The organism is Algoriphagus aquatilis (assembly GCF_042657405.1).
In the GTDB taxonomy this organism is placed as follows: Bacteria; Bacteroidota; Bacteroidia; order Cytophagales; family Cyclobacteriaceae; genus Algoriphagus; species Algoriphagus aquatilis.
Genome location: NZ_JBHSKS010000003.1, coordinates 311,756 through 331,356 on the forward strand (window position 1 = coordinate 311,756; position 19,601 = coordinate 331,356).

At 43.3% G+C, this 19,601-nt stretch carries 20 protein-coding genes; 9 read left to right on the plus strand and 11 right to left on the minus strand.

The genetic code is table 11. The features are described from left to right. Positions 1 to 16: 16 nt before the first annotated feature. The 8 genes from ACFPIK_RS05720 to ACFPIK_RS05755 all read right to left on the minus strand — a co-directional run bounded on the left by ACFPIK_RS05720 (position 17) and on the right by ACFPIK_RS05755 (position 10,796). Positions 17 to 562: an RNA polymerase sigma factor gene (locus ACFPIK_RS05720; protein ID WP_377913131.1), complete on the minus strand. Its 546-nt coding sequence runs from the start codon at positions 560 to 562 to the stop codon at positions 17 to 19. Between the two features lie 287 nt (positions 563 to 849). Next, positions 850 to 1,773 carry a universal stress protein gene (locus tag ACFPIK_RS05725; RefSeq protein WP_377913133.1) on the minus strand — a complete coding sequence of 308 codons (924 nt, stop codon included), beginning with the start codon at positions 1,771 to 1,773 and terminating at the stop codon, positions 850 to 852. A gap of 418 nt (positions 1,774 to 2,191) precedes the next feature. Then, positions 2,192 to 3,667 carry a lipopolysaccharide biosynthesis protein gene (locus tag ACFPIK_RS05730; protein ID WP_377913134.1) on the minus strand — a complete coding sequence of 492 codons (1,476 nt, stop codon included), beginning with the start codon at positions 3,665 to 3,667 and terminating at the stop codon, positions 2,192 to 2,194. A gap of 171 nt (positions 3,668 to 3,838) precedes the next feature. Then, entirely contained in the window at positions 3,839 to 5,962 is a 2,124-nt protein-coding gene (gene feoB / locus ACFPIK_RS05735) for a ferrous iron transport protein B (protein ID WP_377913136.1), read from the minus strand. A 5-nt stretch (positions 5,963 to 5,967) separates the two neighbouring features. Further along, positions 5,968 to 6,189, minus strand: a complete 222-nt coding sequence (locus tag ACFPIK_RS05740) for a FeoA family protein (RefSeq protein WP_377913138.1) — start codon at positions 6,187 to 6,189, stop codon at positions 5,968 to 5,970. A gap of 78 nt (positions 6,190 to 6,267) precedes the next feature. Beyond that, positions 6,268 to 6,900: a hypothetical protein gene (locus ACFPIK_RS05745; protein ID WP_377913140.1), complete on the minus strand. Its 633-nt coding sequence runs from the start codon at positions 6,898 to 6,900 to the stop codon at positions 6,268 to 6,270. 29 nt (positions 6,901 to 6,929) lie between these two features. Next, a complete protein-coding gene (locus tag ACFPIK_RS05750) occupies positions 6,930 to 9,341 on the minus strand; it encodes a TonB-dependent receptor (protein ID WP_377913142.1) in 2,412 nt (803 codons plus the stop codon). A 192-nt stretch (positions 9,342 to 9,533) separates the two neighbouring features. Then, positions 9,534 to 10,796 (minus strand): NAD(P)/FAD-dependent oxidoreductase, encoded by a 1,263-nt coding sequence (locus tag ACFPIK_RS05755; protein WP_377913144.1) that lies wholly within the window; start codon positions 10,794 to 10,796, stop codon positions 9,534 to 9,536. 183 nt (positions 10,797 to 10,979) lie between these two features. Here ACFPIK_RS05755 and ACFPIK_RS05760 point away from each other — a divergent pair, with 183 nt between their 5' ends. Then, positions 10,980 to 11,636, plus strand: coding sequence for a Crp/Fnr family transcriptional regulator (locus tag ACFPIK_RS05760; protein ID WP_377913146.1), 657 nt, complete (start codon positions 10,980 to 10,982; stop codon positions 11,634 to 11,636). On the opposite strand, the gene ACFPIK_RS05765 is transcribed toward ACFPIK_RS05760, so the two are convergent. Then, positions 11,637 to 12,440, minus strand: coding sequence for a universal stress protein (locus ACFPIK_RS05765; protein ID WP_377913148.1), 804 nt, complete (start codon positions 12,438 to 12,440; stop codon positions 11,637 to 11,639). It abuts the gene before it with no gap. A 165-nt stretch (positions 12,441 to 12,605) separates the two neighbouring features. Between ACFPIK_RS05765 and ACFPIK_RS05770 the strand changes: the two genes are divergently transcribed. The 4 genes from ACFPIK_RS05770 to ACFPIK_RS05785 all read left to right on the plus strand — a co-directional run bounded on the left by ACFPIK_RS05770 (position 12,606) and on the right by ACFPIK_RS05785 (position 14,943). After that, positions 12,606 to 13,412, plus strand: a complete 807-nt coding sequence (locus tag ACFPIK_RS05770; RefSeq protein ID WP_377913149.1) for a sulfite exporter TauE/SafE family protein — start codon at positions 12,606 to 12,608, stop codon at positions 13,410 to 13,412. Positions 13,413 to 13,418: 6 nt separating this feature from the next. Next, positions 13,419 to 14,291: a sterol desaturase family protein gene (locus ACFPIK_RS05775; protein ID WP_377913368.1), complete on the plus strand. Its 873-nt coding sequence runs from the start codon at positions 13,419 to 13,421 to the stop codon at positions 14,289 to 14,291. After that, positions 14,273 to 14,530, plus strand: coding sequence for a hypothetical protein (locus tag ACFPIK_RS05780; protein WP_377913151.1), 258 nt, complete (start codon positions 14,273 to 14,275; stop codon positions 14,528 to 14,530). Before ACFPIK_RS05775 ends, ACFPIK_RS05780 begins: the two co-directional genes overlap by 19 nt. A 77-nt stretch (positions 14,531 to 14,607) precedes the next feature. Next, a complete protein-coding gene (locus tag ACFPIK_RS05785; protein ID WP_377913153.1) occupies positions 14,608 to 14,943 on the plus strand; it encodes a rhodanese-like domain-containing protein in 336 nt (111 codons plus the stop codon). A gap of 57 nt (positions 14,944 to 15,000) precedes the next feature. Here ACFPIK_RS05785 and ACFPIK_RS05790 read toward each other — a convergent pair whose 3' ends face one another. Beyond that, on the minus strand, positions 15,001 to 15,285 hold the full coding sequence (locus ACFPIK_RS05790; protein WP_377913155.1) for a TIGR03643 family protein: 285 nt from the start codon (positions 15,283 to 15,285) through the stop codon (positions 15,001 to 15,003). 41 nt (positions 15,286 to 15,326) lie between these two features. Here ACFPIK_RS05790 and ACFPIK_RS05795 point away from each other — a divergent pair, with 41 nt between their 5' ends. Both ACFPIK_RS05795 and ACFPIK_RS05800 read left to right on the plus strand, forming a co-directional pair. Further along, a complete protein-coding gene (locus ACFPIK_RS05795; protein ID WP_377913157.1) occupies positions 15,327 to 16,793 on the plus strand; it encodes an FAD-binding domain-containing protein in 1,467 nt (488 codons plus the stop codon). Position 16,794: 1 nt separating this feature from the next. Continuing rightward, positions 16,795 to 16,941 (plus strand): DUF2256 domain-containing protein, encoded by a 147-nt coding sequence (locus ACFPIK_RS05800; protein ID WP_377913159.1) that lies wholly within the window; start codon positions 16,795 to 16,797, stop codon positions 16,939 to 16,941. Here the strand turns inward: ACFPIK_RS05800 and ACFPIK_RS05805 are convergent. Further along, a complete protein-coding gene (locus ACFPIK_RS05805) occupies positions 16,938 to 17,585 on the minus strand; it encodes a sulfate ABC transporter permease (protein ID WP_377913161.1) in 648 nt (215 codons plus the stop codon). The genes ACFPIK_RS05800 and ACFPIK_RS05805 overlap by 4 nt on opposite strands. A gap of 79 nt (positions 17,586 to 17,664) precedes the next feature. Here ACFPIK_RS05805 and ACFPIK_RS05810 point away from each other — a divergent pair, with 79 nt between their 5' ends. Then, on the plus strand, positions 17,665 to 18,873 hold the full coding sequence (locus ACFPIK_RS05810) for a tetratricopeptide repeat protein (RefSeq protein WP_377913163.1): 1,209 nt from the start codon (positions 17,665 to 17,667) through the stop codon (positions 18,871 to 18,873). A 209-nt stretch (positions 18,874 to 19,082) separates the two neighbouring features. Then, a complete protein-coding gene (locus tag ACFPIK_RS05815; protein WP_187174191.1) occupies positions 19,083 to 19,565 on the plus strand; it encodes an Lrp/AsnC family transcriptional regulator in 483 nt (160 codons plus the stop codon). The last annotated feature ends 36 nt before the right edge of the window (positions 19,566 to 19,601 follow it).

Sequence of the window (19,601 nt, forward strand, 5' to 3'; positions counted from 1 at the left end):
GTATCAATCACTTGGTTTATTGATTCAATAAGGATTGTTCGATTTTTTTCACGGCATGATGATAACTGGCCTTCAGAGCTCCTATACTTGTACCTGTCACTTCGGACATTTCTTCATAGCTCAGTTCTTCCTGATATTTCAGGTGAAAGACTAATCGTTGCTTGTCAGGAAGCTTAAGAAGGGCTTTTTCCAGTTTCTTTTGGATTTCTTCCCCAGTTAAAATACCGGGTTGGTCGAGGTAGGATTCCATTTTCTCCTGATGGTCTTCCAGGGAAAAGAAAAAACGCTTTTTCTTCTTTTCCAGAAAGGTCAAGGCCTCATTTGTCGCTATCCGATACAGCCAAGTGAACAGGGAGGAATTTCCTTCAAACTTGTCCAGGCTTCGAAAAGCCCTGATGAAAGTGTTTTGGGTGAGGTCATCGGCATCTTCGTGAATGATCACCATGCGCCGAATCACGTGGTAAACTCTCTTTTGATATGTCTCGATCAGCTGCCTGTATCCTATCTCCTTGGTAAACGGAGACTGGATAAGCCGGAGAATATGCTGATCGTTTTCTTTCATGTTTCGCGATTAGACCTGCTGTAGGGCGTAGGGTTTAAGTTACATGAAAAATGGGTGAGAAAAAGAGGGGAGACGGAAGACGGAAGACGGAAGACCGAAGAGGGGAGACGGGAGACAGAAGTTCGTAGACTGGAGACGGAAGTCTAACTCTTCCAAAGAGTCAAACTTTGGAAAAGATCTCAATAGGAAATGAATATACAGGAAGAGAAAAAGTACTTTCAAAAAGAAAATAGCACTTCTGTCCACAGAAGTGCTATTTTGGAAAAAATGGGTAGGGTGAGGCAACTTTAAATCTCCAGGATGTAATCCAAAATTCCGGCATTTTTTCCTTTCGGTCTAGTAACCAATAGGGGAAGGCTATCATTGAACTGAATCAATCGCTCGGCCATGCTTCCAATAAATAAAGCTGTAGCGGCTGTTCTTCCTTTAGCGCCGATGATGATGCCGTCGGCTTCGATCTCCAAGGCCTTGGATACGATTTCCTGCACAGGATCATCGTCGTCATCTTTGGTATAAATCGGTGTGATTTTAACACCTTTGGTATCGATTTTACGGATAAACTTCTTGTAGTTGATTTCCGCATGCATTTTCATGATGTCAGTAAATTCCTCATAGCTTTTTCCCGTAAAATGATAACCCGAAGGCACAGTAAACACATTTTGGCAGACGATTTCTGCCGTTCCCCCGTGTTTTTCTACGATCATCACGGCTTCCTCAAGAGCATCTTTCGAATATTCAGAGAAGTCGCTCGGAACCAACAGTCGATTAAGTTTGGGTTTGGCACCTTCAGGCACAATCAAGAGGGAACAGGAAGCTCTTCTTGCCAAACGCTGGGAAGCCACACCCGTACCTGGGAGATCCACCTTGCGGCCGATCATGATCATATCGGCTGATTTTTCTTCGGCGAGCTTTAAAATTTTCTTCGAAAGGTTTCCCTCCTTTACTACGTAGCTTATTGCTAATCCCTTGATATCCGGAAAATGCCGGGATACCATTTTTTCCATGGCTTCTGTTCGCTCGTTGATCATGTTTTCGATCAGATTTGGAAACTCTTCGAGGACTTCCTTTGGGATCGAAAGATTCTTGATCACATTGGCGAAGTAGATCTTTTTGGTCTGATTAACCCTCGCGATAAAAGCGGCGTACTCAATAAGGGTCTGATCTAAGGGGGTCTGGTCAAGACAAACAATCAATTTTTTAATCAGATACATAGCGACTTGGATTTGTCCATACAAAGGTAATCCTAGGATAACAATCTCTGAAAGGATTCTCAAAATAAAATTCTGAATCTTTATGGAAGGTGTTATTTCTGGCTCAGAATGGCTGATTTTGCCAGGTTTTTGGAAAAATAATATTTGGTGATGTTTTTTCAGTGTTAATTCTAGGCCCATTGGCCAAGATTAATTTTCAATTCCGACAACGCTCTCGAATGCCTGCCGTATATTTGCAGAGTCCGGGCTGCCGACTTGTTCGAACTTCACAATTTAATTACAATCCCGAGTGAAGCTTTTTCCAAAAACAGGCCTCACCCCGTCTAGACGGGGCCTCGCACAAAACGCAGGATAACAGTGGAAGTTTGCGGCATCCAAGCAGCTCAAATCTTGTCAATAAAAGAGGTTTCGTAACACTCTAAGGCCCGGATTTTTTCACCTTATTTTTGATCCATTCCCACTCTTCTTTTCCCACACCAAATCCTATTGATCCGATCAAAAACAAAAGTAGGACAGCAGTAGATTTGATCATAATACCCAAAAACGGGTGCAAACCCTCGAAACTTAAAAACATCCCTGAAAGTGAGAGCAATCCTACTGCACTGATTTTTACTGTTTCCAGACTAAAAGGATCTAACTGGATTTTTGCCTTCAGGTAGCCATACTTGATCAGATTAAACAGCAACATGACTCCCGCCGAGCCGATGGCCGCACCTTCGATTCCAAAAATGGGAATCAGCCAATAATTCACCCCGATGATCAAAATGCTCATCGCAACTGTAAGAATTAGGTTGGACCGATAAAACTTTGAGAAAACCAGAATCTCACTGTTAACCGAGAAAGCCACATCGAAAAGCTTTCCCAAAGCGATGTAAAACACAACCCACTTGCCTGCCTGATAGATTTCCCGATTAGGTACAAAGTGGTAAATCTCATCAATACTACTCCAAATCAAGGCGAATAAAAGCAGGCAGATGTAGAGTTGCCTGTTGGAAATTTGCTTGTAGAGGAGGTTGATTTCGTTGAGTCTATTTTTTGAAAAATGGTCAGCAATGACTGGCATAGCTACCTGAGAAATAGCTCTCCGTGGTAATTCAATGACCAAAGCCATGTAAAAAGCGATGGAATATATCGCATTGGCTTCCAAGCTGATCATCGAACTCACCATGATGGAGTCGATTTTCATGATCAGGGTAGAAGCCGCAGTAGCCAAAAAGGTAATCAGACTAAATCGGATAAATGAAGTGCGGAAACCCTTTGGGAAATGGCCCCAATGAAAATCCAGTTTGAATACTTTCAGCCAAATCAAATAGACCCAAACGCCCAAAAGCGAAAAGCCATATACTCCGATCAGGCCCTGCATTACCTGCTCAAAATTGATCCATTTCAGTAGATAAATGGCTACTAGCACGGATGTCAAAAGACGCAGGAAGACTTCTCTGAAAAAAGTGGGAATGGCGACTTTGACATAGGATCGAGCATAAGCATCCAAGACACTGCTTAGGAGAGAAAATAAGGTGATCAACAAAACCACCCCTAAGAAATTGACTACCTCGGGAGAGTTGGCGGCGAATAGACCGATTAACTCATCTTTAAAGCCAAAAAACAGCATGGAAACCCCCGCAAATCCCAAGAATGAAAGCCCTAAGCTATAGGTGAGGAAAGCAGATTGATGATTTTCCAACCTAGGAAAATAGCGGGTAATCCCGTGTCCAACACCCAGTTGGGCAAATGGTACAAACAAAAGACCAAGATCCTGAATGGTTCGGAAAGTGCCCAGTTCGGTGGTATCCAGTGCATAGGGATAGAGCCAAAGGACATTGATGTAGCCAAGTACCACCCCAATGTAGGAAAAAAACGTGGTCTGTATGCTCTGCTTGGCTACTTTACTCATGGACGAATATTCATCAAAAAAATCGGGAATTCAATGAATCCCCGAATTGGTGTTTATCCTTTGGCGCACTTATCGCAACCTGGTTTGGTCTTTGGAGCAAAGAAAAACTTCCTGACCAGAAAATATCCTGCTCCGGCTACCAATAAAGCGACGATCAGTTGCTGCCACATATCAGGAAAAGAGTTGGTAAGTAATCAATGCCGCCAAATAGGCCAAGGCACTCATGTAGACTGTCTGAATGATTGGCCATTTCCATCCCTTGGTTTCTCTTTTGACGACTGCTAAGGTACTCATACACTGCATCGCAAAGACATAGAAAACCATCAGGGAGAAAGACGTTGCTTTATTAAACGTCCTTTCTCCTGTATTGGCGTTGATTTGCTGATCTAATTTTTGCCGAATGGTAAGGTCATCTTCCACATCGCCTCCAATACTATAAATAGTGGCCATGGTTGAAATGAAGACTTCTCTTGCGGCAAAAGACGTGATCAGGGCGATGCCTATTTTCCAATCATATCCTAAAGGCTTGATGACGGGCTCGATGGCTCGTCCCATGATGCCAATGAAGGAATTTTCCAGTAGCAAAGAGTTGGTTTCCGCTTCAATCGCTGCGATTTGCTCTTCGTCAGAGACATTTTCCAATCGGGCTTCACCTTCTTGTCTGATTTGATCCATTGCTGCGGGAGGACCATAGGAGGCAAGTACCCACAATACAATAGAGATGGCCAAAATGACCTTTCCAGCTTCGAAAACAAAGGTCTTGGCTTTTTCAAACATCGTAATTCCCACATCTCCCCATCTTGGGATCTTATAGGAAGGAAGTTCGGTCATGAGAAAGCTCTTTTCTTCTGTCTTTAGGACAGTTTTCAGAACGAATGCAGTCAAAAGTACCCCTATGATTCCTAGAAGGTAAAGTCCCAAAAGCGCAAGGGCTTGAAGATTGACGAAGCCAAGAATTACCTCGTCGGGTACAGTCAGACCTATCAAAATGATATAAACCGGTAGTCTCGCCGAGCAACTCATCAAGGGAGTGACCAAAATGGTAATCATTTTTTCCTTCCAGTTCGAGATATTTCTAGCAGCCATTACCCCTGGAATCGCACAGGCTACGCCGGAAACCAAGGGCACGATACTTTTACCATGGAGTCCAAAAGGTCTCATCCAACGATCCAGCAAGAAGACCACGCGTGACATGTAACCCGTATCTTCCAAAATGGCTAAAAAGCCAAATAGCAAGGCAATCTGAGGTATAAAAATCACCACCCCACCAATACCCGGGATGACCCCTTCTGCAAGTAATCGGGTAAGTGGGCCGTCAGGCAGTGCTCCCTGAATCCAAGCTCCCAAGTCTGCAAAAACTCCATCAATCAAATCCATGGGGTAGGAGGCCCAGGAAAATATAGTTTGGAAAATCAGCAGAAGGATGGCAATAAATACTACATAGCCAAAAACAGGATGAAGGAATACTTTATCCAGACTGGATTTAGGTTTTGGTTCTGATTTTTTGAAAAGAGATCTGTTGACCAAATCGGTGATCTTTTTGTACCGAATTTTTGTCTCTTCCAGTTGAGCTTCTTCGAGGTTGAATTTTTCGTTGGAGATAAGCTCCTTAAGCCACTGACGATCTGATTCTTGTACGGCCTTGTCTTTGGTGCCAAAGCGAATCATCTGGTAAGCTTGGTAATCGTTGTCAAGTCTGAATTTCTCCTTGACCTGTCGGATGATTTCTGCCGGGATGACCTCGAGAATATCAATAAACTTGGAAGCTTGGGAAAAATTCCGTTCGCTGATCAGGTTTTTGATTTGATCCAGGCCCTTTTGATTGCGGGCGTCTGTTTGCAGAATCGGTACTCCTAGATTTTTGAATAGCTCAAAGGGACGGATTTCCAGACTTTTCTTTTCAGCCACATCAGTCATATTGAGGATGATGGCCAGATTAACACCCAAATCGATCAGCTGAGTAGCCAAAAACAAGCCTCTGGAAAGCTGAGTGGAATCAATCACCATCAATACGTATTCAGGGCGAGTCTCGAGATGGGTATTGCTAAGTACTCGGTGAGCGATGATTTCGTCTTCCGAATTGGGGAAAAGGCTGTAGGTACCCGGTAAGTCCAGGATTTCGAAATTCTCCCCGTTGATCTGAAGCCCACCTGTTTTTTTGTCAACGGTGACTCCGGGATAGTTTCCTATTTTTTGGTTGAGTCCTGTCAGGTAATTGAAAATTGTCGATTTGCCGACATTGGGATTACCGATGATGGCTACTTTGTGGGTTTTCGAAATCGTGGCTTCTGACATGAAATTCAAACTAGTTCAATTCTGATCAATTCTGCTTCGCTTTTTCTGAGTGCCAGAAGCGTCTCTTCCATCTGAAATGCCAAAGGTCCGCCTGAAGGCGCTTTATGCTGTAGGGTGATGTATTTGCCGGGAAGAAAGCCAAGTTCCATCAGGTTGATTTTCAGTGGGGAGGATGCGATTTCCAGAATTTTACCTGATCTGTTGAGAGGGAGTTGGTCTGCGGTCATGGGTTTTTTGATCACCAGTACGCAAAAGTAGGTGTATTTGGAATGAATCTAATGAAAAATAAAGAAGATTTTTGTCAGCTATCCCCGAATACTGAGGACTTGATTTTCTAAAAGAAAAGCTTTCCCACTTTTGAAGCTTACCTCGACATCAAATTCAAGCTTGAGGGCTTTTCCGGGAGATTGCTTGAAACCTAGTTTGAAATTTTCCCCCCAAAAGAAATACCTGCCAGTGCCGATAAACTCCTGTATGGTCGCTAGCTTATCGGTATAAAAAAAGGCCATCCCGAAATAGGAGGAAATGTCCTGCTGTGGGTTTAGCGTAGTACCGTCTGCCAATGTCAAGGCAGTTTTGTTTCGAATCCGAATGTCAATTATTTCATCTCTGGAATAGACTGGCAATGGGCTGCATGCATACGCCAAGCCAAAGGAAGGACCCGGCGAGAAGTTTTCTGAAAGGAGCTTGATTTCAAATTCTTTTACCTCCAGTGATTTGAAAACCTGGTTGTAGGATAAAGTGTCCAAGGGATTAACAGTCTGACCCATAGGACCCAAGGTTAGCAACTGCATGGATTTAATGATCAAATCCTGAGGTGGTGCCGAAGGTCCGCATCCGCAGGAGTCCTGACAAAATATCCCACAACTCATCGGAATAAGTGCCAGAAATGAAAAAAGGCTAATAGTCAGTCCAATCCGTTTTGCTGTCAGTCTCATGGGAAAAATGGTTAGTGGTAAACAGCTTATCAAAAGCTCCCTTTGATGCTCAACGTGAAATTTCTCCCTGGTGCTACAATTCCGGAACTGTAGCTTCGATATTGTTGATCGGTAATGTTTTCGATACCGGCATTTAGCTGTAAAAATGAGGTAAGCTGAAAGCTTGATTGAAGATTAAAGATTAGCCAAGAAGGAGAAAATGGATTGCCCTTGGCATCTGTGGCGTAGAGAGCAGGTTTGTTTCTTTCCTCCATAGGCATCCGCTCAAAAGAAACAGCTGCACTGTATTGAGAAGTCAATTCCACTTTGAACTTTTGGGTGAGGTAGCTTAATCGGGTCATCCCAAAAGCCGGTGCCGCATGCCTGGAAGGACTTGTGCTCTCATCATCCAGCTCCTCTATGCCGCGTTGCCAGTTGTATTTGGAGGTCAAAAGCAGCCTCTTGGTAAATGCAATTTCCACTCCGGCTTGTACACCTTTTATTTCAGCAAAAGCCGCATTTTGTATAGCCAAAACCTGACTGAGCTCGCCATCATAGATGATTTCCGGTGAACCATTGAGTAAGAAAGGCCGACGTACCATGGCCTGGTCCAACAGGGTGTAATATCCTGTAAAATCTATCTTGAGCCAGTTTTGAAAATGCTTGTTTAGGTTGATTTCCGCGTTGTAAGCGTATTCAGGCCTGAGGTTGGGATTGGGTACCATCACAGCACCTGGCTCAGAGTCGAAGATCTTCCCCACATCATCCACATTGGGTGCTCTGAAACCGGTGGAAATCAATGGCCCAACCGAAAAACTGGGTTCCGGAAGATAGATTAAGCCTACATTTCCGGTGACTGAGTGGTAGGTGTTTCGGCTGTTTTCAAAAGGCAGTGGGTAAAACTCCCGATTGTTGGTAAAGTCAGCAGTGAGTCCATTGAGGTTATATCGCAAGGCTGACTGAAATTTCAGCTTTTGGTTGAGCCGCTGATGGTAGCTTCCATAAGTTGCCAAAGAACTCCAGGTGGCATTGGGATACCGTGACGAGGCATTGGAAACGCTTTGGTTGGTCAAATTTCTAGCCAAGCCGGTAGAATTGACTGCATTGATGACACCTTCGACTCCATAGGTCAGAAAACGCTCTTCCCCATAATTTTTAAGAAAATCTGCGTTGATCGAGTAGGCATTTACTTCTTCCTTCCTGTCAAATTCGGTGTTATTTCCAACTCTCCGATCGATTCGGCTTTCCTGAAAATACTGATAGGCACCTACCACTTTTACTTGGTCAAATAACCTCTTGGGTTTATTGTAACTCCACTTCAGGTTATTCATTGCCCAGGTTTGCGGGCCATAGTCCCATCGTGCAAAACGTAGTTTTCCGTCTCTTCTTTCAATCAAGCGATCATAGCGAGGGATATTTCCTGTGGTAGAATAATGGAAGCCATATTCCCAAGTCGTGTATTGGTTGGAGCGGAGTTTTATTTTTTGCATCAAATTGAGCTGATGATAGCCCGTTCCTACTTGAATTTTTGGGTTTGGGTTGGTGATGATTTGATCCGAATCAGAGATTCGCTGCACATAGTCAGGTCTCAGGTAGTTGGGTTGACCATTGACTGAACCCATTTTTAGGTCTCCAAAATCAAAGTAGGAAACACTGCTCAGGAATCCCCATTTCCCTTTTCCGTAGGAAAAATCTCCATGAATTGTTCGTTCGGAATAAGCCGATGAATATCGGGTGAGTACATTTCCGCGAAGAGATTGGTCACCTGTTTCGGGGCTGAGGGTTTCAAAAACCATAGCCCCACCTATGGCATCAGAGCCGTACATCACGGACCCCGGACCAAAAAGCACTTCAGTTTTACTGATGGCAAAAGGATCCAGTGAAATGACATTTTGGAGGTTTCCACTTCGGAAAATGGCCGTATTCATTCGCACTCCATCCACTGCATAGAGCAATCGATTGGCTGAAAATCCCCTGATCATCGGGCTTCCTCCACCCAATTGACTTTTTTGGACAAAGACTTCCCCGGAGCTTCCCAACCAATCGGCAGAGTTGGCGGGGTTGCGCAGGTTGGTGAGCTTTGGATCCAAGAAGCGGACTTTGCCTGCTACATCTTGGGAGCTTTGGTTCCATCGCGAAGCTGAGATCACAGCAATGTCCAGGGTGATGGGGCTAGGGGATAATTCCAATACAAAGTCCTTTGATTTCAAATCTTGCCATGAAAGGTTAAGAGATTGATATCCCAGTAGCTGAACCATCAAATTCTTGCTGCCTGAAAGTGCGCTAATATCTACTTTGCCTCCCGTATTGGTAGTAAAAGAAATTCCCGGACTAATGGAATAAATCAATACACCCGGCAATGCTTGTCGGGATTCTGAATCTCGTACGAGCAATTCTTGGGCATTGAGCCTCAATGCCCAAAAGAAAAGTATTACTAAGAGTAAATGATTCTTGCCTTCCATTTCGAAATAAGTCGCGCAAAATAAGGATTTGCTTTGGCAGGTGGAGTGTGTGATTAGGATGAATGGTGTAAAGTCTGAGTATTTACAACCGGAAAAGGTTTGGGGATGAATAGTAAGAAATTTAGGTTGTTTATGAACGAAAAAAGCCCGGGATTCTACCGGGCTTAGATTTGGGAATTAAACAACTTGTTTTTACGCCTTGCCTCTCAGCATCAGATTCCAATACATAAATGGCAAACCATATTTTTTGAGTAGCCACATGCTGTACTGCTCTTTGGTGGTATCCACAAAGGTGGAAATTAAAGGATCGCTGTCCTTCACATTGTCATATTTAAACTCGCAGAGTAGCATTTTACCGTATCCGGTGACGATCGGGCAAGAGGAATATCCTTCATAGGACTTTTTGCCCACTGTGCCTGCCTCAATAAGGGTGATGAGGTTTTCAACCAAAACCGGAGCTTGCTTTCGAATGGCAGCACCTGTTTTTGCTGTAGGCAAGTGAGCTACATCCCCGATAGAGAAAATGTTCGGATAGCGTTTGTGCTGCATGGTATGGATGTCTACATCTACCCAACCCTTGCCTGGTCCCTCCTGAATGGAAATCTTGGAATCTTGGATGAACTGAGGCGCCATCTGTGGTGGTGCCAAGTGGAGCATATCAAAATGGACTTTGATGTCCAATGCGCCAACCAGTTCTTCACCTAATGGATTGCCCTCCATGATGGTACAATTGCTTTCACCGGGTTTGGAATAGCGAAATGTGATTTCCTGTTTTTCTGCATCGATAGCAACAGGCGCATAGAAAGGCTTGAAAATGATTCCTCGGTCGTGAATAATTTTATTGAGTGTCTTGGCAAATTCAGGAACTCCAAAAATCACTGTACCCGGAGTAGCATAGAGTACATTGGTCTTTTCTCGGATACCTTGCTTTCGGAAGTAATCCTCCGCCATGTACATGATTTTTTGAGGAGCTCCACCGCATTTGATTGGAGTAGTAGGCTGGGTGAAAACCGCATTTCCTCCTTTGAAGTTTTGAAGTACTTCCCAAGTGTGTTCCGGATTAGTATAGTTGGAACAAACGACTCCTTTGTCAAGAGATTCTTTCAATCCAGGAAGTAACTCAGGGGCCATGACCAATCCCGGAACAGGTACCAAGAAATCATAGGTATAGGTCCCTGATGTTGCGGTGACGACTTCATTTTTATCAGGATCGATACTGCTGGCTTTGTCCTTAATCCAATCTACTCCTTCAGGGATGTAGTCGCCTTCATTGCGTTCCGTCTCTTTAAAATCAAAAGCACCTGCACCGACCAAAGTCCACGCGGGTTGGTAATAATGTTTTTCAGACGGTTCAATAATGCCGATTTGTAAGGACGATTTTTTTCTTTTGAGTTGAGCGGCTATGGTAATCCCGGCAGTTCCCCCGCCGATGATAAGAATCTGATAATGTTTCATATTGAGGGTTATTTCGAGGCCTTAAGGTAGATGGGTTGTTTTTAATTTATGGTGATTTTTGTCACGGTAAGTCCTTTTTTGGGTAAAAATTAAAGCACCGGAATAAACCAGAATTGATACTGTGATCTTAGTCACCGAACTGCGAAGGTGTTATTTTTCATTTTTGTTTGATAGATTTAAAACATGACAATAGAAAAACTCAAGCAAGCATTACCCAATATCACTGACCCCAAGCTCCTGCAGCTGATTATGGAAAAGGGGCAATTTCTCGTTTTTGACTCTGGCAAAATTTTGATGGAACCCGGACAATTTATCAAAGCTGTTCCCTTGGTTTTGGAAGGATCGATCAAAATCATGAGAATGGATGACGATGGCAAGGAGCTTTTTCTTTATTACCTGGAACAAGGGGAAACTTGTGCTTTATCCTTGACCTGCTGCTCAGCGGCTAGACCCAGTGAAATCAAAGCAGTGGTGGAGGAAACCGCTTCTTTAGTCTTTATTCCTATCCAATTTCATGAGCAGTGGATGGATGAGTTTAAGCAGTGGAAAGATTTTGTGTCCAGCACCTACCAGCAGCGTTTTCATGAGATGCTTGTGGCGCTAGATGCAGTAGCTTTCAAACGAATGGACGAGCGATTGATGCGTTACATTGTGACTAAGATGAAGCAGCTTAAAGCCAACGAACTTCACACTACCCATCAGGAGATTGCCAATGAATTGGGTACTTCGCGAGAAGTGATTTCCAGATTGCTGAAGCAACTCGAGAAAAAGAAATGGATAGAGTTAGGCAGAAACGTGATTTACATTCGGGATGATTTTGAAGAGTTGATCAGTAAGTGATTACATCAAGATTAATAACGGAATATGCGTGTGATAAGCCATTTGAATAGAATGGCTTTTTTTTATGATCTGTTCCCATAGGTTGCGATGCTCATGGCACATGACCAGGATCATATCCTCGTGTTCATCGAGGTATAAATCAAGTCCATCCATGGTGCTCTCAGCATAGAACGTATGGATGCGAGTGGCTAAGCCAGCATATTTTTTGGCTAAGTAACTCTCGATACCCAATACGGAGAGGTCTTCCAAAAATCCCTGGCTAGTCTGAATGTGAAGGATTTCGAATCCAAAGCTCCATTTCTTGGCCATATTGACCATCCAATCCAAAAATTCCTCCTCATGATTGGCAAATTCTAAAGCCAAAGTCACTTTTCTGATTTCGCTCACTTTTGCCTTGGCCGGTACCACCAAAACCGGACAACTCGCTTCTTTCACTACATTGACGGTGACAGTTCCCATTAAAGCTTTCTTGATTCCGCTTGCGCCTTGAGTACCCATGACGATAAGTGTGGCACCTTGTTCCTCAGCAATTCTCGCAATCGACACAGAAGCGGTTCCTTCTACTACCTGTGACTCCATGGGTACACCGCTTCCTTCATAGGTTTTGATTATTTTCTTCATCAGGTTTTCGGCGTCTTTAAACATGGAGTCCAAAGCCAAGGCAGACTGAGAAGCAAAGTCATAGACCAATTCGACTACATGGACAAGTAAGATTTTCCCATGTTTCTTATCGGCCAATCCCATGGCAAATTCCAAGGCTTTGAGGGAGTTTTCAGAAAAATCTAAAGGAACAACAAGTTTCATGGAGTCGATATTTATGACAGGAAGTTAGGTGAAAATGGCCAGAAAATTAATGGGAAAGCTTACTTTTAGCCAGATGACTTGTCTTTTCCCATGTAACATTAGTCACCGCTTTGCCCTAGTTACACCCACTAATTTTGGGGAACGAAATTTTAACTATCAGACAAAATGGATATAGTCGTCCTTATAGGTTTTGCAGCGGCAATTTTAATAGGAGTAAGTTTGGGTTTGATCGGTGGAGGAGGGTCTATTCTGACTGTTCCTGTATTGGTTTACATTCTTGGGGTAGATCCTGTTTTGGCTACTGCTTATTCCTTGTTTGTGGTGGGAAGTACTTCATTGGTAGGCGCAGGAACCTACATGAAAAAGGGCTTGGTAAATTATAAGACTGCTTTGGTTTTTGCTATTCCGTCATTTATAGCCGTTTTTCTGACAAGGAAATTTCTAGTACCGGCACTTCCTGATCCATTATTTACAGTTGGGCAGGCCATTGTTACCAAAAATATTGGCATCATGGTCTTTTTCGCCATCATCATGTTGGCGGCTTCTTTTTCCATGATAAGGAACAAGAAGTGTGTGGACTGTGATGAAAATGAACCTGTGAAATTTAACTTTCCTATGATTGCTTTGGAAGGGTCTGTAGTAGGTGTAATCACCGGTATTGTGGGAGCAGGTGGAGGGTTTTTGATTATACCAGCTTTGGTATTATTGGCACGCCTTCCAATGAAAATGGCTGTGGGCACCTCCCTCTTGATCATAGCAGCTAAATCTTTGATCGGATTTTTGGGCGATGTCTCCACCCAGACGATCGACTGGCAGATGCTGTTGATCTTTACAGGACTTTCTATTGTAGGTATTTTTATCGGTAGTGCACTATCCAAAAAGATCAACGAAAAAATCCTAAAAACAGGGTTTGGCTGGTTTGTGTTGATTATGGGTATTTATATCATTGGCAAAGAATTAATGTCGCTTTAAACTATGATTCAGGAATATTTCAAAATCTTCCTCGATGGGTATTATGGCTATTGGAATTACCTGACTTCAGAGATCCTTTATCCATCCTGGCACAATTACTTCTGGTGGCTAATCGGTATCTCCGTGGTGGTTTGGATGCTGGAGTTGGCTTTTCCTTGGAGAAAAAATCAGGCCGCTATCCGTGAAGATTTTTGGCTGGATGGATTTTACATGTTTTTCAACTTCTTTCTTTTCTCCCTGATCGTTTATAACTCCGTGTCCAACGTGGCTGTGGAGGCATTCAAGGATTTTTTAGGGCTATTTGGAATCGAAAATTTGGTAGCCATTCAAGTGGCAAGCTGGCCTGGTTGGGCGCAGTTTCTTTTGATGTTTTTGGTGGCGGATTTTATCCAATGGAATGTCCATCGTTGGCTGCATCATAGTCCTTGGCTGTGGGAGTTTCATAAGGTCCACCACTCGGTGGAGCAGATGGGGTTTGCCGCGCATTTGAGGTATCACTGGATGGAAACAGTCGTCTACAAGTCGGTTCAATACCTTCCCCTAGCGATGATTGGGTTTGGATTGGATGATTTTTTCATTCTTCATATGATCACCATTGTGATTGGACACCTTAATCATGCTAATGTGAAAATCACTTATGGACCGCTGAAGTATATTCTCAACAATCCCGTCATGCACCTTTGGCACCATGCCAAATACCTTCCAGAAGGCAGTCATGGCGTCAACTACGGGATTTCGCTGAGTCTTTGGGATTACCTGTTTGGAACAGCTTACATTCCAAACGAAAATGAAAACGAGCCGCTGGGTTTTGATCATATCGAAGAATTCCCCAAGACCTTTTGGCAACAAATCACCTATCCATGGAACAAAAAGAACTAAACAGGCGAATGCCCTACAATAGCTGGAGTTTTGTCATTGTCTTGACTATTGCGCTAGGATTGGCTCCGCTGATGAGTGAGCCTCATCTCTGGGGAAAAATCCGCTGGATTGCAGGTGGTGCGGTAGGTATGAAATTGATCGATTGGGGAGATTTCCTCATGCACGGGGCGCCTTGGGTGCTTTTGGTCAGACTGGCTGTCATAGAAGTCAAAAACAGATTGAAACCATCGAATACCTGATTTATCTCAGGTGACTTTTATTACTGACCCAAGGGTATTAAGTAGACTAATTTTGGGTCATTAAAAACAAAGCAACCATGTTTAACTTCTTCAGTACCAAACCAAAAAATTACGAAGACATTCCAGCAGGTCCATTCCATGACCTAACGCTTCAGCCCAATACTGTCATTCTCGATGTCAGAACTGCCGGTGAATTCGCCGGAGGGAAAATCCGTGGAGCAAGAAACTTGGATATCATGTCACCTTCCTTTTACAGTCAAGTGAAGAATTTGCCCAAAGACAAGACGTATTTGGTATACTGCCGAAGCGGAAACAGAAGCGGTCAGGCTTGTGAAATCATGGCAGATTTGGGATTTGAAAATCTAAAAAATCTAGCAGGAGGCATCATGAGATGGCCTTTTGAAACAGTATAAGTTGAGCTTACCCTAAATGCAAAAGGCTTCTTCGTCCTAGACGTTGAAGCCTTTTTTTTATCTTTTCGAGATTTTATTATGCGCAATACCCCGCTGCATTCTGGATCGGAAAGTATCCATGTCTTCAGGACTTTTTTGGGCATGCTTGGTAGCCCTGCCTTGCACTCTCGCTCGCCACATTTTAAAGGAGCTTCGCTTCATATTTCTGCGCATGAGCTCAATGGTCTCACCTTCGCTTACGCCAAATTGCGCCGTGATGGCATCAAAAGGAGTCCGGTCTTCCCATGCCATTTCGATGATTCGATCTATTTCCTGCTCAGTCAGTTCCTTAATTTTCTTCATGCCCTTCAAACTTTGATTGGCTTGTAAAGTTTTCTTTCCTGATGAAAATTTCAATAGTGTGGTTGAAGCGGGATCTGAGACTTCAGGATCACGAGCCTTTGGCAGAGGCAATCAAGGCAGGATATCCGGTGCTGATGATGTATTGTTTTGAACCAAGTTTGGTGGCAGCACCACAAAGCAGTGACCGGCATTGGCGTTTTGTGTGGGAAAGTATCCAAGATCTTCAAACACAACTGAAGCCATTTCAGGCTCAAGTGATGGTTTTTCATCAGGAAGTGGAGCAGGTTTTTGAAGCTGTTTTTTCCGAGTTTGAGGTTCAGGCCGTCTATTCTCACCAAGAGACAGGTATAAAAATCACGTTTGACCGAGACCTTCGAGTCGCTGATTTTCTTAAGGAAAAAGGGATTGTTTGGAAAGAGTACCTGCAACAAGGCGTAGAGCGAAGACGCAAAAACCGCCACAGATGGAACAATCTCTGGTTTGGGTTGATGAATTCACCCTTGAAACAGCCTGATTTGAGAACAGCAAAATGGGTGAGTCTTTCCAAAACTTTCTGGGAGAAATTTCCTCAAAATCCAATTCCAGAAGAATGGAAAACGCCCCATCTGCTTATGCAGCCGGGAGGAGAGACCAATGGGCGTAAATACCTGAAGAGCTTTTTGGAAGAGCGGGTAAAAAACTACAACAAGCATATCAGTAAGCCCGAACTGAGCCGAAAAGGCTGCAGTCGGCTTTCGCCGTATTTGGCTTGGGGTTGTATTTCACTGCGGGAAGTGTTTCAGCTTTCTTCCGAAAAAGCAAATGGTGGATTTCAACCCCGTAACATCACTAACTTCCAATCTCGACTCAAGTGGCATTGTCACTTTATCCAAAAGTTTGAAATGGAGTCCCGGATGGAATTTGAACCCATCAATCGGGGATTTTTAGGGTTCACGTACACGGCAAATCCAGACTGGATCAAAGCTTGGGAAGAGGGAAGGACAGGCTTTCCACTCGTGGACGCCTGTATGCGTTGTATTTCGGCAACGGGCTATCTTAACTTTAGAATGAGAGCGATGGTAGTTTCGTTTTTGACTCATCATCTGGGACAAAACTGGAAGTCAGGATCCAATCATCTGGCCAGGATGTTTTTGGATTTTGAGCCCGGGATTCATTATCCCCAGCTCCAAATGCAAGCAGGTGTCACCGGAATCAATACAGTAAGGATTTACAATCCCGTCAAGCAGTCGCAAGATCATGATTCGGAAGGGGTGTTCATCCAAAAATGGGTGCCTGAATTGGCCAAATTACCTGATTCGCTCATCCATACCCCATGGGAACTCACTCCATTCGAGCAGCAGGAATTGGACTTTGAGTTAGGGAAAGATTATCCCTTTCCATTGGTAGATGCAGAAAAATCCGGAGCAGCTGCCAGAGACCGAATTTGGTCCGCTCAAAAACGACCTGAGGTAGTAAAAGACGCTGAGCGCGTTTTGGCAAGACATACCTTATCCAAAAGATGGGCTTAAGATGAAAAAACAACATTTACCTACCAAGATGTGTCCGGTATGCAACAGGCCATTCACTTGGAGAAAGAAGTGGGAAAAGAATTGGGAAGAAGTAAAATACTGCTCGGATCGGTGTCGTGGAGATGCCAAGAAAACCAAGAAATCTTAGCGGTAAGCTCCGATATAAAATCCCAACCAGATCAGCAATGGAAGGAAGTAGGCAAAAAGCACCACCAAAGTGCTTTCTTCCAAGGTCCTTCTGCTGATGGCGTGGTATCCCAAGACCCAAAGTACTCCATAAATGATCTCGAAAATATTGAGCACATAAAGGGGGTAGTGGTATTTTTCTGCAACGTGATCCGGTCCGATAACCCACAACAGGGAAAGTGGCTCAAAATTTTGAATTTCGAGGTAGCTGACAATTCCTGAGGGGTTCATGTAAACCAACAGTCTTAACAACTCGGGGAAAATGAATACTATTTCCGCCACCAGGGCAAATTTCCAGAGGTCTTTAAAGTTTGCCTTAAACCCAACCATCAACCCGATTGACCAAAACAGAAATGCGATCACCGTGAATTTCCAAAGAAGGGCAAACGGTGTCCATAAGTAATTCAAGGTGTTGAAAATATGGAAAAACAGCAGGTCCCCTTGTCCATCCAATCGATCAGAGTCAGGAATGGATTCTAAAATCAGCGCATTGGTGAAATACCTGATTAGCAAAAAGGTAAAAAGTAAAACAAGAAAAAAGATGCGTTTATCGAAATCTATTGCCTCGTTTATTCGTTGGGCAAGAGGTGAAGCGGGTTTAGCCATTTTCGGTTGTTAAAGTTGGTAAATCTAGCCGATTGTTTGGAATTCGCCGTAGCTTTGTAGTCGAAACGAAATGAAAGTAATGAGTAAAGGAGTCAAAATGGTGTTGATTTTATCCATGTGGATGGGATTTTTCTATTCGGTCTTAGCCCAAGCTCCATCTCCATCTCCAACTCCACCTTTACCACCTTCCAATTCTCCTTATTTGCTCTTGGACAAAGGGCTTCAGTATCGGATCACCAAGTCGATTAACAGCATGTACAATTTCGATTTTGCAACAGCAGAGCGGGATTTTGCAGTGATCATGTACCAATACCCCAACCATCCACTTCCTGATTTTTTGATGGCTTTAGGTTATTGGTGGAGAATCGAAGTGGATGTGACCAATACGCGCTTTGACAACATCTTTATCCAATACCTTGACCGAGCCAATGAAAAGGCTGAGAAAATGCTGGATGAGGATCCGAAAAACAAAGAGGCGGCCTTCTTTTTGGCGGCCGGATATGGATTTCAGGGAAGGCTGTATAGCGAGCGAAAAAGCTGGGCGAAAGCGACCTTTGCAGGCCGAAATGCCTTGAAATACATGGAAATGAGTAGGGGAGAAGCCGAATTTAACCCAGAACTTCTACTTGGTGATGCGCTGTTCAATTATTTCTCGGTGTGGATACCTGAAAATTATCCTTTGCTGAAGCCTGTGGTAGCTCTTTTTCCCAAGGGAAATAAGCAGCTTGGCCTTCAACAACTGGAAACTGTTGCCTCCAACGCGTTTTATACACGGGTTGAGGCGCAATATTTCTTGTTTAGGCTTTATGCCTCAGAAGAAAAGCGTCCTCATGATGCTTTGAGAATTTCCGAATACTTACATGGCAAATTCCCAAACAATCCCTACTTCCATCGATCTTATGCCCGACACCTCTATACCGTGGGTAGATGGGCCGAATCTGTTGAACAGTCTTACCAAATCCTCGATAGAATTGACCAAAAGCAGTATGGATATGAGGCAAATAGCGGAAGATTTGCAGCGTTCTATCTCGGAGAGTATTTCTACAGAGTAGGAGATAGGGCAGAAGCCAAAAGATACTACCTAAAGACGGTCGCTTACGGAGAAGAGTCCGAATCACAAGAAAGTGGCTACTACTTACATGCGCTGATCCAATTAGGAAAGATTGCCACAGCTGAGAAAAACAAGCGTCAAGCGAAGGGTTATTTTGACATGGTAAAGCGTTATGCCAAGCGAAGTCACCCCGCTCATAAAGAAGCCAGAGATTTTATCAAAAAGAATAAACTTTAATCCAAATACTCCCGTTTTTAACCCACATGACAGGAGATAATTTGAATTTTTTTGATGTTGAGTTTCAAATAGTGTGAATTCTTCGCTTTAGGCCCTAGAATCTTTAACAATATTTTGAAATCCACTCATCAAAAACATTTCACACGATTTAAAACATTCATCAATTATATTAACTTTGCGCAACATAAAATTTTGTAATAAGGATCATCATGGATAATAGCGTTAGAATTAAATTTGATAAAATAGACCGAAGAATTCTTGAAATCCTTCAGGGCAATGCCAAAATAACTAATGCACAGCTTTCAAAAGATATTGGATTGTCTCCTGCTCCGACGTTGGAGCGAGTAAAAAAACTCGAGCAGTCTGGAATCATCAAAAGCTACCACGCTAAGCTTGATCCTGAGAAAATCGGATTGGGAGTAAGTACTTTTGTATTGGTTAGTTTGATTGGTCATAATAAAGGCAACATTGACGCTTTCATGAAAGAGATCAATGAAATTCAGGAGGTCATTGAATGTCATCACATCACCGGTACAGGAGATTTTATCCTCAAGATCATCGCTAAGGATATTACCGCTTATCAAAAACTAATGCTGGAGAAAGTATCCGAAATCAAAGAAGTAGATTCCATGCAGTCCATGGTAATTCTATCTACCTTTAAGGACTCAAAAGTGCTCCCTATTCCTGCTTAATCATTAAATCTAGCTAGTTGAAGGGTGGCATGTCCA

Bases quoted from the DNA above. Each gene is read 5' to 3' on its own strand.
- ACFPIK_RS05720 (WP_377913131.1), bottom strand. From the start codon at position 562: ATGAAAGAAAACGATCAGCATATTCTCCGGCTTATCCAGTCTCCGTTT.
- ACFPIK_RS05725 (WP_377913133.1), bottom strand. From the start codon at position 1,773: ATGTATCTGATTAAAAAATTGATTGTTTGTCTTGACCAGACCCCCTTA.
- ACFPIK_RS05730 (WP_377913134.1), bottom strand. From the start codon at position 3,667: ATGAGTAAAGTAGCCAAGCAGAGCATACAGACCACGTTTTTTTCCTAC.
- feoB (WP_377913136.1), bottom strand. From the start codon at position 5,962: ATGTCAGAAGCCACGATTTCGAAAACCCACAAAGTAGCCATCATCGGT.
- ACFPIK_RS05740 (WP_377913138.1), bottom strand. From the start codon at position 6,189: ATGACCGCAGACCAACTCCCTCTCAACAGATCAGGTAAAATTCTGGAA.
- ACFPIK_RS05745 (WP_377913140.1), bottom strand. From the start codon at position 6,900: ATGAGACTGACAGCAAAACGGATTGGACTGACTATTAGCCTTTTTTCA.
- ACFPIK_RS05750 (WP_377913142.1), bottom strand. From the start codon at position 9,341: ATGGAAGGCAAGAATCATTTACTCTTAGTAATACTTTTCTTTTGGGCA.
- ACFPIK_RS05755 (WP_377913144.1), bottom strand. From the start codon at position 10,796: ATGAAACATTATCAGATTCTTATCATCGGCGGGGGAACTGCCGGGATT.
- ACFPIK_RS05760 (WP_377913146.1), top strand. From the start codon at position 10,980: ATGACAATAGAAAAACTCAAGCAAGCATTACCCAATATCACTGACCCC.
- ACFPIK_RS05765 (WP_377913148.1), bottom strand. From the start codon at position 12,440: ATGAAACTTGTTGTTCCTTTAGATTTTTCTGAAAACTCCCTCAAAGCC.
- ACFPIK_RS05770 (WP_377913149.1), top strand. From the start codon at position 12,606: ATGGATATAGTCGTCCTTATAGGTTTTGCAGCGGCAATTTTAATAGGA.
- ACFPIK_RS05780 (WP_377913151.1), top strand. From the start codon at position 14,273: ATGGAACAAAAAGAACTAAACAGGCGAATGCCCTACAATAGCTGGAGT.
- ACFPIK_RS05785 (WP_377913153.1), top strand. From the start codon at position 14,608: ATGTTTAACTTCTTCAGTACCAAACCAAAAAATTACGAAGACATTCCA.
- ACFPIK_RS05790 (WP_377913155.1), bottom strand. From the start codon at position 15,285: ATGAAGAAAATTAAGGAACTGACTGAGCAGGAAATAGATCGAATCATC.
- ACFPIK_RS05795 (WP_377913157.1), top strand. From the start codon at position 15,327: ATGAAAATTTCAATAGTGTGGTTGAAGCGGGATCTGAGACTTCAGGAT.
- ACFPIK_RS05800 (WP_377913159.1), top strand. From the start codon at position 16,795: ATGAAAAAACAACATTTACCTACCAAGATGTGTCCGGTATGCAACAGG.
- ACFPIK_RS05805 (WP_377913161.1), bottom strand. From the start codon at position 17,585: ATGGCTAAACCCGCTTCACCTCTTGCCCAACGAATAAACGAGGCAATA.
- ACFPIK_RS05810 (WP_377913163.1), top strand. From the start codon at position 17,665: ATGAGTAAAGGAGTCAAAATGGTGTTGATTTTATCCATGTGGATGGGA.
- ACFPIK_RS05815 (WP_187174191.1), top strand. From the start codon at position 19,083: ATGGATAATAGCGTTAGAATTAAATTTGATAAAATAGACCGAAGAATT.